Origin of the sequence: Coralloluteibacterium thermophilum (genome assembly GCF_042654365.1) — a bacterium.
In the GTDB taxonomy this organism is placed as follows: domain Bacteria; phylum Pseudomonadota; class Gammaproteobacteria; order Xanthomonadales; family Xanthomonadaceae; genus Coralloluteibacterium; species Coralloluteibacterium thermophilum.
Genome location: NZ_JBHSGG010000034.1, coordinates 63,918 through 76,624, shown reverse-complemented (window position 1 = coordinate 76,624; position 12,707 = coordinate 63,918). Strand labels below are relative to the sequence as shown.

The 12,707-nt window shown below is 74.8% G+C and carries 7 protein-coding genes; 5 read left to right on the top strand and 2 right to left on the bottom strand.

The genetic code is table 11. The features are described 5' to 3' along the window. From ACFO3Q_RS12660 to folE, 4 genes are all read left to right on the top strand, one after another. Window positions 1-929, top strand: a 929-nt coding sequence (locus ACFO3Q_RS12660) for a PD-(D/E)XK nuclease family protein (protein WP_377005084.1), incomplete at its 5' end; no start/stop codon positions are given. Beyond that, window positions 926-2,806: an exodeoxyribonuclease V subunit alpha gene (gene recD / locus ACFO3Q_RS12655; protein ID WP_377005083.1), complete on the top strand. Its 1,881-nt coding sequence runs from the start codon at window positions 926-928 to the stop codon at window positions 2,804-2,806. The genes ACFO3Q_RS12660 and recD, both read left to right, overlap by 4 nt. Window positions 2,807-2,873: 67 nt before the next feature. Continuing rightward, window positions 2,874-4,046, top strand: coding sequence for a DNA topoisomerase IB (locus ACFO3Q_RS12650; protein ID WP_377005082.1), 1,173 nt, complete (start codon window positions 2,874-2,876; stop codon window positions 4,044-4,046). Between the two features lie 121 nt (window positions 4,047-4,167). Beyond that, complete coding sequence (folE, locus tag ACFO3Q_RS12645) at window positions 4,168-4,770, top strand: GTP cyclohydrolase I FolE (RefSeq protein WP_377005081.1); 603 nt, start codon at window positions 4,168-4,170, stop codon at window positions 4,768-4,770. Window positions 4,771-4,869: 99 nt separating this feature from the next. On the opposite strand, the gene icd is transcribed toward folE, so the two are convergent. After that, entirely contained in the window at window positions 4,870-6,129 is a 1,260-nt protein-coding gene (icd, locus tag ACFO3Q_RS12640) for an NADP-dependent isocitrate dehydrogenase (RefSeq protein WP_377005080.1), read from the bottom strand. A gap of 327 nt (window positions 6,130-6,456) precedes the next feature. On the opposite strand from icd, the gene ACFO3Q_RS12635 reads away from it, so the two are divergent. After that, complete coding sequence (locus tag ACFO3Q_RS12635) at window positions 6,457-9,861, top strand: SNF2-related protein (protein WP_377005079.1); 3,405 nt, start codon at window positions 6,457-6,459, stop codon at window positions 9,859-9,861. Window positions 9,862-10,118: 257 nt separating this feature from the next. On the opposite strand, the gene ACFO3Q_RS12630 is transcribed toward ACFO3Q_RS12635, so the two are convergent. Next, the gene (locus ACFO3Q_RS12630) at window positions 10,119-12,680 is read right to left on the bottom strand and encodes a membrane-bound PQQ-dependent dehydrogenase, glucose/quinate/shikimate family (RefSeq protein WP_377005078.1); all 2,562 of its coding nucleotides are present in this window, start codon (window positions 12,678-12,680) and stop codon (window positions 10,119-10,121) included. Window positions 12,681-12,707 lie beyond the last annotated feature (27 nt).

Sequence of the window (12,707 nt, the reverse complement as noted above, 5' to 3'; positions counted from 1 at the left end):
CCGCCGTGGACGCGGTGCCGGCCGGCCGCCTGCGCCTGGCCGCGCCGCCCGCGCTGCCGCCGACGGAGGCCGCGCGCGGCGCGCTGGCGCGCGACTGGTGGGTGTACAGCTTCTCGCAGCTGGCCCGCGAGGCCGACGGCGGCGCCGGGCCCGCACCGCTGGACACGGCGACCCGCGGCGCCGGCGACGAGCCGGCCGAGGCGGCGCCGGACCTGCGCTTCTCCGGCGCACGCTTCGGCAACGTGCTGCACGCCGCGCTGGAACGGGTGGACTTCGCCTGCTGGCGGCAGCCCGACGCGGTGCCGCCGGAGCAGCGCGCGATCCTCGCCGAGGCCCTGCGCGAGGGCGGCTACGGCGGCGACGAGGTCCTCGCCGACGGCCTGCGGCTGCTCGCCGAGCTGGTCGCCGCGACGCTGGCCGCGCCCCTGCCCGAAGGCGCGCGGCTGGCCGACCTGCCCGCCGCCGCGCGGCGCAGCGAGATGGAGTTCCACCTGTCGATGGCCCCGGTGGCCATCCCGGACCTGATCGCGCTGCTGCACGCGCACGACGTGCTGCGCGGGCGCCGCGGCTTCGGCCTGCGGGCCCGCATCGAGGGCCTGATGACCGGCTTCATCGACCTGGTCTACCGCCACGACGGCCGCTACTACGTGCTCGACTACAAGAGCAACCGCCTGCGCGACTACGGCGCCGCGGCGCTGGAGGCGGCGATGCGCGAGAGCGAGTACGACCTGCAGGCGCTGATCTACACCCTCGCCCTGCATCGCTACCTGCGGGCGCGCCTGCCGGACTACGCCTACGCGCGGCACATGGGTGGGGTGCGCTACCTGTTCTGCCGCGGCCTCGACGGGAGCGGGCGCGGCGTGTTCGCCACCCGCTTCCCCGAAGAGCTGGTGACGGCGCTGGACGCCCTGCTCGGGGGCGGCGCATGAGCGGCGACGCCCTGCTCGCGGCCTGGCAGCGCGGGGGCTGGCTGCGCAGCGTCGACCATGCGCTCGCGCAGTCCATGCGGCGCCTGCGGCCGGACACGCCCGAGCCGGTGCTGCTCGCCGCCGCCCTCGCCAGCCGCGCCCTGGCCTTCGGCCACGCCGGCGTGGTCGTGGCGCAACTGGACGAGCTGGCGCGCGAGATCGATCCGCTGCTCGACCTCCCGCCCCTGCCCGCGGCCGACGCGCTGCGCGCGGCCCTGTTCGCCTCGCCGTGGGTGGCCACGCCCGCGGCGCCGGAGGCCGACCGCGTGCTCGCCTTCGAGAACGACCGGCTCTACCTGCGCCGCTACTGGGACTATGAACGGCGGCTGGCGACGGCGCTGCGCCGCATCGCGGCGGGGGAGGGCGACGCGGCCTTCGCCCTGCCGGCGGCCGGCGGCCCGCAGCCGGACCTGTTCGCCGCGCCGGCCGCGGACGACGACGGCTGGCTGCGCGCGCGGCTGGCGGCGCTGTTCCCCGACGGCGATGCCCAGGCCGTGGCCGCGGCGCTGGCGCAGCGCCGGCACCTGCTGCTGGTCACCGGCGGCCCCGGCACCGGCAAGACCAGCACCGTCGCCGGCGTGCTCGCCCTGCTGGTGGAGGACGCCCTGCGGCGTGCCGCGCCGCCGCTGCGCATCCGCCTCGCCGCGCCCACCGGCAAGGCCGCGTCGCGCCTGGCGGAGGCCCTGCACCGCGGCGTCGAGCGCATGGCCGGCCTGCTGCCGGAGGGCGTGCGCGCGGCCATCCCGGCCGAGGCGCAGACCCTGCACCGCCTGCTGGGCTGGCGCCCCGACGGCTACCGCCACGGCGCCGACGCGCCGCTGGAGGCGGACCTGGTGGTGGTCGACGAGGCCTCCATGGTCGACCTGCCGATGATGTGCCGGCTCGCCGAGGCCATCCCGGACGGCGCCCGGCTGATCCTGCTCGGCGACCGCGACCAGTTGCCCTCGGTCGAGACCGGCGACGTGCTGGCGGCGCTGTGCGATGCCGCCGGCGGCGGCGACGCCCAGCCGCCCGCGCCGGCGGCCTGGCTCGCGGCGCGGGCCGGCCTTGCGGTGCCGGTGACGGCGCCGCGGACGGTGCTGGACGGCCACCGCGTGCAGCTCGCCCGCGTGCACCGGCAGGACGCGGCGATCGAGCTCGCCCCGCTCGCCGCCCACGTGCGCGCCGGCGAGGCCGAGGCGGCGGTCGCGGGGCTGGCCGAGGCGCGCTGGCGCGGCCTGCGCTGGGAACGCGGCGGCGATCGCGCGCTCCCGGGGCTGCTGCGCGAGCGCGCCCTGCCGGCGTACCGCCGCATCGCCGAGGCGCCGGACCCGCGCGCCGCCCTGCAGCGTGCGCTGGCCTTCCGGGTGCTCACGGCGGTGCGCGAGGGGCCCGCGGGCAGCGTGGCGCTCAACGCCCAGATCGAGGCCGCGCTCGCCCCCCGCGGCGGCGCCTTCTATCCCGGGCGCCTGCTGATGATCACCGCCAACAGCTACCGGCACGGGCTCTACAACGGCGACATCGGCGTGTGCTGGCCGGACCCCGACGGCGGCCTGTCGGTGTGGTTCGAGACCGGCCCGGACACGCTGGCGCACTGGCGGCCCTCCAACCTGCCCGCGCACGAGCCCGCGTTCGCGATGACCGTCCACAAGTCGCAGGGCTCGGAATTCGCCGAAGTGCTGCTGGTCCTGCCCGAGCGCGGCGCGCGGGTGATCGGGCGCGAACTGGTCTACACCGGCATCACCCGCTGCCGCAGCGCCCTGCTGCTGTGCGCCGACGAGGACGTGCTGCGCGCCGGCATCGCGCGCCGCACCCAGCGCGGCAGCGGCCTCGCCGAGCGCTTCGGCATCGGGTCCTGAACGCCGGCCGGGCGCGGGCCGGGGCCTGCACCCGGCCTTCGCGGCCGCCACGCCACGGTGCCGCCGCATGGCCGCCCGCACCCGCATCGATCCCGCAGACACCGCCGCCGAGGCGCGCGCCGGGGAGATCGCCGGGCAGCTCGAGCAGGCCGGCCTGATCTACGTCAGCGACCGCGAGCCCGGCTTCACCCGCCGGCGCGCCGGCAAGGGCTTCAGCTACCGCGACACCGCCGGCCGGCCGCTGCGCGATCCGGAGGTGCTGGCGCGCATCCGCGCGCTGGCCATCCCGCCCGCCTACACCGGGGTGTGGATCTGCCCGAAGGCGAACGGGCACCTGCAGGCGACCGGCCGCGATGCGCGCGGACGCAAGCAGTACCGCTACCACCCGCGCTGGTGCGAGATCCGCGACCTCGACAAGTACGGCCGCCTCATCGCCTTCGGCGAGGCCCTGCCGCGCCTGCGCCGCCGGCTGCGGCGCGACCTCGCCCTGCCCGGCCTGCCGCGCGAGAAGGTGCTGGCCGTGGTGGTGACCCTGCTCGCCGAGACGCTGGCCCGGGTCGGCAACGTCGAGTACGCGCGCGAGAACCGCTCCTACGGCCTCACCACGCTGCGCCACCGCCACGTGCAGTTCCTGCGTGCAGGGCGGGTGCGGCTGAAGTTCCGCGGCAAGAGCGGGCTCGAGCACGAGATCGCCATCGACGACGCACGCCTGGCGCGGGTGATGCACCGCTGCCAGCAACTGCCCGGGCAGGACCTGTTCCAGTACCTGGACGACGAAGGCCAGCGCCATCCGATCGACTCGGGCATGGTCAACGACTACCTGCGCGATGCGATGGGCGGCGACTTCACCGCCAAGGACTTCCGCACCTGGGGCGGCACCCTGCGCGCGCTCTCGGTGCTGGCGGCCACGCCGGTGCCCGAGGTCGGCGGCGAGCGCGCCATCGCCTCGACCCTGGCCGCCGCGGTGAAGCAGGTGGCCTGCGAGCTGCGCAACACGCCCGCGGTGTGCCGCAAGAGCTACATCCATCCGGCCGTGCTCGAAGGCTGGCGCGAGGCCGTGATCGGCGACTTCCCGACCGGCAGCCGCCAGCAGGAGAAGTTCCTGCTCGGCTACCTGCGCGGCCGCCTGCGCGCGCAGCGCCGCGCGCAGCGGCAGGCGCGCGCGGGCGATGCCCGGCCGCGACGGGTCGCGCCCCCGGAGCGGGCGGCGGCGCCACCGCGACGCGCGGCCGGCGCCTAGCCGCGGCAGCGCGCGGTCGGCGCCAGGCGCGCATCGCGCCCTCGGGCCGCTTCCCCGCGCATCTCGTCTCAACGGGCATGGCACGCTCTACACTTGTCCGTTTCCAGCATCCGGAGCCGGCATGAGCGCCGCAGACCAGTCCGACGTCACCCAGGCCCAGGCCGAGGAGGCCGTGCGCACCCTGCTGCGCTGGGCCGGCGACGATCCCGCGCGCGAGGGCCTGATCGACACCCCGCGACGCGTGGCCAAGGCCTATCGCGACTGGTTCTCCGGCTACGGCACCGACCCCGAGGCCTACCTCGCGCGCACCTTCGAGGAGGTGGAGGGCTACGACGAGATGGTGGTGCTGCGCGACATCCAGTTCGAGTCGCACTGCGAGCACCACATGGCGCCCATCATCGGCCGCGCCCACGTGGGCTACCTGCCGGCCGGCCGCGTGGTCGGCATCAGCAAGCTCGCGCGCGTGGTCGAGGCCTACGCGCGCCGCTTCCAGGTGCAGGAGAAGCTCACCGCGCAGATCGCCGGGACCATCCAGCGCGTGCTCGCCCCGCGCGGCGTGGGCGTGGTGATCGAGGCCGCCCACCAGTGCATGACCACCCGCGGCGTGCACAAGCGCGGCGTGTCGATGGTGACCAGCACCCTGCTCGGCGATTTCCGCGACGACGCGCGGACCCGCGCCGAGTTCCTCGGCTTCGTGGGGATGAGCGCCTCCGGCCCGCGCTGAGGCGCCTCCGGCGCCGGGCGCCGGAAGCGGTTCCAGGTGCCGGAAACGCGGACGGGGCGCACCGGGCGCCCCGTCCTTCGCTGCGCGTGGCGCTGCGGCTTACATCGCGGCGATCAGGCGGTCGCCGAACTCCGAGCACTTCACCTCGGTCGCGCCCTCCATCAGGCGGGCGAAGTCGTAGGTCACGTGCTTCTGGCCGATGGCGGTGTCCATCGCCTTGATGATGACGTCGGCCGCCTCGTGCCAGCCGAGGTGGCGCAGCATCATCTCGCCGGAGAGGATCACCGAGCCCGGGTTCACCTTGTCCTGGCCGGCGTACTTCGGCGCGGTGCCGTGGGTCGCCTCGAACACGGCGTGGCCGGTCACGTAGTTGATGTTGCCGCCCGGGGCGATGCCGATGCCGCCGACTTCCGCGGCGAGCGCGTCGGACAGGTAGTCGCCGTTGAGGTTCAGCGTGGCCACCACGTCGTACTCGGCCGGGCGCAGCAGGATCTGCTGCAGGAAGGCGTCGGCGATGACGTCCTTGACCGTGATGGTCCGGCCGGTCTTCGGGTTCTTGAAGGTCATCCACGGGCCGCCGTCGAGCTCGGTCGCGCCGAACTCGTTCTTCGCCAGCGCGTAGCCCCAGTCGCGGAAGGCGCCTTCCGTGAACTTCATGATGTTGCCCTTGTGCACCAGCGTGACCGAGTCGCGATCGTTGTCGATGGCGTAGTTGATCGCGGCGCGCACGAGGCGCTCGGTGCCTTCCTTCGACACCGGCTTCAGGCCGAAGCCCGAGGTGTCGGGGAAGCGGATCTTGCCGAACTTGTCGGGGAAGTGCTCCTTGAGCAGCGCCTTGAGCTTCTCGGCGTCCTCGGTGCCTTCCTGGAACTCGATGCCGGCGTAGATGTCCTCGGTGTTCTCGCGCAGGATCACCATGTCCACGTCGCCCGGCTTCTTCACCGGCGAGGGCACGCCCTCGAACCAGCGCACCGGGCGCAGGCAGGCGTACAGGTCGAGCATCTGGCGCAGCGCCACGTTGAGCGAGCGGATGCCGCCGCCCACCGGCGTGGTCAGCGGGCCCTTGATGGAGACCAGGTACTCGCGGCAGGCGTCGACGGTGGCGTCGGGCAGCCAGGTGCCGAACCGGTCGTTCGCCTTCTCGCCGGCGAAGACCTCCATCCACATCAGCTGGCGCGTCCCGCCGTAGGCCTTGGCCACGGCCGCGTCGAGCACGCGGACCGCCGCCGCCCAGATGTCCGGACCGGTGCCGTCGCCCTCGATGAAGGGGATGATCGGCCTGTCGGGAACGTTGAGCACGCCGTTGCTGATGGTGATCTTCTCGCCGCCGGCGGGCGGGGTGGGCGTTGCGTCGGCCATGGAACCTCCTGCGATGCGTTCGGGGGACCGCCGGGGGAGGCGGCGGAAAAGGCCGTCATTGTGGCGCGTTTGCGCGACGCGGGAAAACCGCGGCGCAGCGGATGCGCACCGGTCGCCGCGCGGGCCCCGCAGCGCGTCGCGCGTTCCGGGAGGGCGCGACGCGCGCCGGGCTGCGCCGGACGGGGCGCGCGATGCAGCACGGGCCGGGCGCCCGGGGCAGGGCGCGCAACGCCGTATCGCCGTGCCGCAGGCGCACGCATCCCATCCCGGAGTGCACGACAGGCTCTGGAAGGCTAGGCTTCCCGGTTGCTTCGCCGGAAACCACGGATGAACCCAGAGGCACTGCACGAGCAGCTTGCGGCCGGACACTGGCGCGATCGCTTCCCGCCTGCCCGCCTGCGCGAGGCGCTGGCGGCGTTGCGCGCGGGCGACGTGCTGCAGCTGCGGCACGAGGCGCAGGCGCCGGGCGCGGCGCTCACCGGCCTCGTCGCCGATGCGGGCGCGCTGCGCCCGGTGACGGTGCATCTCGATGCGCAGGGCGTGCCCGCGGCGGACGAGGCCGAGCCGGCCGGCGCGCACGCCGCCGCGCTGCTGACCACCGCCGCCGCCCTGCCGCCGGCCGCCTGGCCGAACGTGCTCGCGGTCAAGCCCGACCGCATTCCCGAGCCGGCCGAGGCGGTCGTGTTCGAAGCCGCCGCCTGGCGCGACTGGCTGGCGGCGGTGCAGGCCAGCCTGGGCGACGTCTGGCCGGACGCGCGCCAGCGCTTCGGCCTGCTGATCCGCGCCCAGCCGCCCGAGGACGAGGCCGCCGAGCCGGCGTCCGCGGTCGAGGCCGCGACCCACCGCCGCCGCAGCATCCCGCGCCTGTGCGTGGGCATGGTCTGGGTGCGGCCCGGGGAGCGCCCCGGCAGCCTGGTCGATCCGCAGCCGCTGAGCATCGGTCCCGCCGGCCCCGCACCGGCGCCGCCCGGCGGCTGGCCCGAGGAAGTGGCCGAGGCCATCGTCGCCCTGCTGGCCGGCACCCTCGTCAGCCACGGCGGCGTGGCCTTCCGCGCGGTGGCGACCGCGGCGCAGGAGGCCGCCCTGCGCACCCTGCTGGCGCGCTATCCCGCCTGGTACGAGGCGCCGAGCGAATTCGAGCTGCTGCCCGGGCCGCCGCGCGCCCTGCAACTGGCCTGGCAGCCGCTGTCCGACGGCAGCCAGGTGCTGACCGCCGGCATCCAGGGCGACGACGGCAACGCGCAACTGCTGCGCGGAGCGGAGATCTGGTACGTGCACGCGCTGCCGTGGACGCTGGGGGCGGTCGAGGCCGATCCGCGCCTGCTCGAGGCGCTGTCCGCCTCGCCGGTGCTGCAGCCCGAGCAGATCAACGACTTCCTCCAGCAGCAGAAGCGCGGCGGCGCCGCGGCCCTGCTGCCGGTCCCGGCGCTGCGCGGCCCGGTGCGGCGCATCGACGCCGACCCGGTGCCGGTGCTGAGCATGCGGCGCATCGTCCTGCCGCGCGGGCGGCGCGACGATCCCGACGCGCCGCCGCCCGAGGCCGGCGTCGCCAGCGTCGCCATCGACTATGGCCCGCTGCGGGTGCCCCTCGGTGCCGACGGCGCCACCCTGCGTCGGCTGATCGACGGGCAGGTCGTCGAGATCCGCCGCGACCTCAACCGCGAGCGGCGCCTGCTCACCGCCCTGCAGAAGGCGGGGCTGGTGATCGCCCGCAACGATCCCACCGGCGTCGGCCTGCGCGCCCAGCTCCGGCCTGCCGACCTGTTCGCGCGGCCCGACCCGAAGCGCCCGCCGCTGGCGCCGGAGGCGTGGCGCCCGCTGCTGCGCCAGCTCACCGCCGCCGGCGCGCGGGTGGAGTACGAGGAGGACTTCCCGCACAACGAGCTGATCGAGACCGGCGACTGGCACCTGGAGATCGGCGAGCACGGCAGCGCCTGGTTCGACGTGCACCTCGGCATCGACATCCAGGGCAAGCGCATCGACATGCTGCCCCTGCTGCGCCGCGTGCTGGAGTCGCCGGACTTCCCGATGCAGCCGGTGCCCGGCGAGAAGGCCAATGCGACCTGGCGCGTCCCGGTGGACGACCACCGCAGCATCGCCCTGCCGCTGGCGCGCCTGCGCGCCCTGATCGCGCCGCTGCTGGAATGGCTGCAGACCGACAAGGCCGGCCACCTGCGCGTGCACCGCACCCAGGCCGCCACCCTCGCCGAGCTGAGCGACGCCGCGCGCCTGCGCTGGTCGGACGCGACGGGGCTGCGCAAGCGCCTGATCCGCATGCGCGAGGGCGCGCGGACCGAAGTGGACGCGCCCGAGGGCTTCCAGGCCACCCTGCGGCCCTACCAGCGCCAGGGCCTGGCCTGGCTGGACTACCTCGGCGAGACCGGCCTGGGCGGCGTGCTCGCCGACGACATGGGCCTGGGCAAGACCGTGCAGGTGCTGGCCCACCTGCTGGCGGAGAAGCGCAAGGGCCATCTCGACGTGCCCGCGCTGGTGGTCTGCCCGACCAGCCTGGTCGGCAACTGGCGCGACGAGGCCGCGCGCTTCGCGCCCGAGCTGCGCACCCTGGTCCTGCACGGCAGCGGCCGTGCCGACGCCTACGACGCGGTCGGCGAGAACGACCTCGTGATCACCACCTATCCGCTGCTGCCGCGCGACCGCGAGCGCCTGATCGAACGCACCTTCGCGGTGCTGGTGATGGACGAGGCGCAGGCCATCAAGAACGCCAAGAGCCTCGCCGCCCAGGTCGTGCGCGAGATCCCCGCACGCCGGCGCCTGGCCATGACCGGCACGCCGCTGGAGAACCACCTGGGCGAACTCTGGGCGCAGTTCGACGCGGTCGAGCCGGGCCTGCTCGGCAGCGAGCGCCAGTTCACCCGCCTCTACAGGACGCCGATCGAGAAGCACGGCGACCGCGAGCGGCAGCAGCGCCTCAACCGCCGCATCGGCCCGCTGCTGCTGCGCCGGCGCAAGGACGACGTGCTGCACGACCTGCCCGAGAAGACCGAGATCGTCCGCCACATCGACCTCGAGGGCGACCAGCGCGCGCTCTACGAGACCCTGCGCCTGGCCCAGCACGCGCGCGTGCTGGAGGCGGTGAGCACGCGCGGGCTGAGCCAGTCCGGCATCGTCGTCATCGATGCCCTGCTCAAGCTGCGCCAGGTCTGCTGCGACCCGCGCCTGGTCAAGCTGGAGACCGCGCGCAACGTGCGCAGCTCGGCCAAGCTCGAAGCCCTGATGGAGCTGCTCGACAGCCTGCTGTCCGAGGGCCGGCGCGTGCTGCTGTTCTCGCAGTTCACCGAGATGCTCGAACTGATCGCGCAGGCCCTGCACGCGCGCGACATCGCACACCTGCGGCTCACCGGGCAGACCCCGGGCAGCGAGCGCGCGGCCATGGTCCGGCGCTTCCAGGACGGCGAACTGCCGCTGTTCCTGATCAGCCTCAAGGCCGGTGGCGTCGGCCTCAACCTCACCGCGGCCGACACGGTCATCCACTACGACCCGTGGTGGAATCCCGCCGCCGAGGCCCAGGCCACCGACCGCGCCCACCGCATCGGCCAGGAGAAGCCGGTGTTCGTCTACCGGCTCATCTGCACCGGCACCGTCGAACAGAAGATCCAGGCCCTGCAGACCCGCAAGTCCGACCTCGCGCGCGCCGTGCTGGAAGAAGGCGGCAGCACCTCCAGCCTGCGCTTCGACGAATCCGACCTCGCGGAGCTGTTCGAGCCGCTGTAGCGGGAGGCGAGAAGCGAGCGATGAGGAGCGAGAAACGAGGGTGTGCCCCCGCGCCCCTTCGCTCCCTGCTCCTCATCCGCCACGTGTCTCGTACGCGCTCCCAAAAGCGCGGGAGCCATGCCGCGCGCGCAGGATGGACGGCACTCAGACCTCGGCCGTCTCCCCTCTGAAAACGCTGCGGGATGCCCGACGTCCGAGGCGCCGCCTGGGGCGAGGGCAGAAGTCAGGGGTGCGGCGCAGCCCACCTCCCTCGGTTCTCACTCCTCCGTGACGCGTTGCTCTGGCAGGGCATACGCCGTCACCTGGTCGCCCGCCGGCGTCTCCATGAAGTGGTGGCCGCCGCTCATGATCACGAGGTACTGGCGGCCGCCGACCTCGTACACCGCGGGGCCGGCCTGTCCGCCGGCGGGGAGCACGTCGCTCCAGAGGGTCTCGCCGGTCTCGATGTCGATGGCGCGGATCAGGTCGTCGGTGGCCGCCGCGATGAAGACCAGGCCGCCGGAGGTCACCGCGGCGCCGCCGTTGTTCGGCGTGCCGATGTCGATCGGGAGCATCGAAGGGATGCCGAAGGGGCCGTTGCGGCGGGCGGTGCCGAAGGGGCGGTCCCACAGCGTGCGCCCGGTCGCCAGCGAGATCGCGCGGATGCCGCCGTAGGGCGGCTGCTTGCACAGCAGGCCGGTGAACGGCAGCCGCCAGCCGGCGTTGACGTCCACCGCGAAGGGCGTGCCCGCCTGCGGGTCGCCCGCGCCCTCGGCGGTGGACCCCATCCGGCCGCCGCGCGACTCGCTGCCGCCCCCGGCCTCGGCGTCGCCGGCGATGTCGCGCGGCTGCCAGCCGAGCCGGTCGGCGCGGTCGCGGGTGACCAGGCGGTTGTAGTTCGGCATGTCGTTGTAGTTCGCCACGATCACCCCGCGGTCGGTGTCGATGGCGATGCCGCCCCAGTCGGAGCCGCCGTTGTAGCTCGGGTACTGGATCCAGCGCCGCTCCGCGGTCGGCGGGGTGTAGATGCCGGCGTAGCTGGCCTGGCGGAACTGGATGCGGCAGGCCAGCTGGTCGATGGGCGTCATGCCCCACATGTCGCGCTCGGTGAGGTCGCGCTTGGCCAGCGTGTGGTAGGTCGAGAACGGCTGCGTGGGCGAGCGCCGCTCCGGCTCGACCCCGCCGCCCGGAACCGGGCGCTCCTCCACGCCGACCAGGGGCGCGCCGGTGCGGCGGTCGAGCACGTACATGTCGCCCTGCTTGGTCGGCAGCACCAGGGCCGGCACCGGCCCGTCCTCGCCGGGGAAGTCCACCAGGGTCGCCTGCGAGCCCAGGTCGTAGTCCCACACGTCGATGCGCACGGTCTGGAAGTGCCAGGCCGGGCGGCCCGTGGTGGCGTCCAGCGCGACCAGCGAGGTCGCGTAGCGGTCCTCCTCGGCCAGGCGCAGGCCGCTCCAGTAGTCCGCGGACGAGTTGGCCATGGGCAGGTAGACCAGGCCGAGCGCCTCGTCGCCCGAGGCGATGGTCCACATGTTCGGCGTGCCGAGCGTGTAGGTCTCGCCCTCCGGCGGCAGGCCGGCGATGTCGGGCCGCACCATGTCCCAGGCCCAGCGCAGCGCGCCGGTCTCGGCATCGAAGCCCTTGATGACGCCCGACGGCGCCCAGCGCCGCTGGCCGTCCAGCACCTGGTGCCCGGTCACGATCACGCCGCGCACGATGGTCGGCGGCGAGGTGATCGAGACGAAGCCCGGCGGGGTCTCGCCCATGCCGAGCGTGATGTCCACCTGCCCCCCGTCGCCGAAGTCGGCGCAGGGCACGCCGGTCCGGGCGTCCACGGCGATCAGGCGGCCGTCCAGCGTGCCCTCGACGATGCGGGTCGGGCAGGTCCGCGGCCGCGTCGCCACCGCGGGCGGCGGCGCGGTGCCCGGCGGTGCGTCGCCGTCCGCGGCGTCGTCGGCGGGAAGGCTCCCGGGCGCCGTCGCCGGCGCGTCGGGCAGGGCGTAGTAGGCGACGCCGCGACAGGCGGCGGTGTAGGGGATGGATGCGTCGCGGACCTGCGGGTCGTAGCGCCAGCGCTCCTCGCCGGTGGCGGCGTCGAGCGCGATCAGGATGTTGCGCGCCGTGCACAGGTAGAGGGCGTCGCCGATCTTGAGCGGCGTGGTCTCCGCGCCCCAGCGGTGCTCCGGGAGGTCGCCGGTGCGGTAGGTCCATGCCTTCTCCAGCCGGCCGACGTTGTCGCGGTCGATCCGGTCGAGGCGGATGTAGCGGGTGGCGGCGTTGTCGCGGCCGTAGGCGGCCCAGTCGCCCTCGGCGGGGGCGTCGGCCGGTTGCCCGCCGACCGCGACCGTGCGCGGCGCCGCGGCCAGCGGGCGATGCCCGCTCCAGTCCGCCTCGGTGACGCCGTGGGGCACGAAGGCGAGGGCGAAGGCGGCGACGAAGACCAGGGCCAGGACGGCCACCACGCCGTTGGCGAGGCGCCGCGAGGGCCCGCCGGCCAGGCGCGGCGCCACCAGCGCGGCGGCGATGCCCAGCGCCACCATCAGGCCGAGCCGCGGCACCCAGCGCCAGTAGTCCAGGCCGGATTCCCAGGCGGCCCAGATCGTCGTGCCGACGAAGACCGCCGCGAACCAGAGGAGGCCGGCGCGCCGGCCCCGCACGAAGCCGATGCCGGAGACGACCAGGCCGACGCCGGCCAGCAGGTAGTACGGGCTGCCGCCGAGCGCGGCGAGCCAGGCGCCCCCGCCAGCCAGCACCAGCCCGAGCAGCAGCAGGACGAGGCCGAGGACGGTGGCGGGCCAGGCGCGGCGCGCGTGGGGACGGGCGGAGGCGGACGTGGCCATGCGGGCTCTCCCAGGGTGGAGCGGCCG

What these genes read in the sequence shown, in the direction of transcription:
- ACFO3Q_RS12650 (WP_377005082.1), top strand. Translation starts at nt 2,874, where the DNA reads ATGGCCGCCCGCACCCGCATCGATCCCGCAGACACCGCCGCCGAGGCG.
- ACFO3Q_RS12635 (WP_377005079.1), top strand. Translation starts at nt 6,457, where the DNA reads ATGAACCCAGAGGCACTGCACGAGCAGCTTGCGGCCGGACACTGGCGC.
- folE (WP_377005081.1), top strand. Translation starts at nt 4,168, where the DNA reads ATGAGCGCCGCAGACCAGTCCGACGTCACCCAGGCCCAGGCCGAGGAG.
- recD (WP_377005083.1), top strand. Translation starts at nt 926, where the DNA reads ATGAGCGGCGACGCCCTGCTCGCGGCCTGGCAGCGCGGGGGCTGGCTG.
- ACFO3Q_RS12630 (WP_377005078.1), bottom strand. Translation starts at nt 12,680, where the DNA reads ATGGCCACGTCCGCCTCCGCCCGTCCCCACGCGCGCCGCGCCTGGCCC.
- icd (WP_377005080.1), bottom strand. Translation starts at nt 6,129, where the DNA reads ATGGCCGACGCAACGCCCACCCCGCCCGCCGGCGGCGAGAAGATCACC.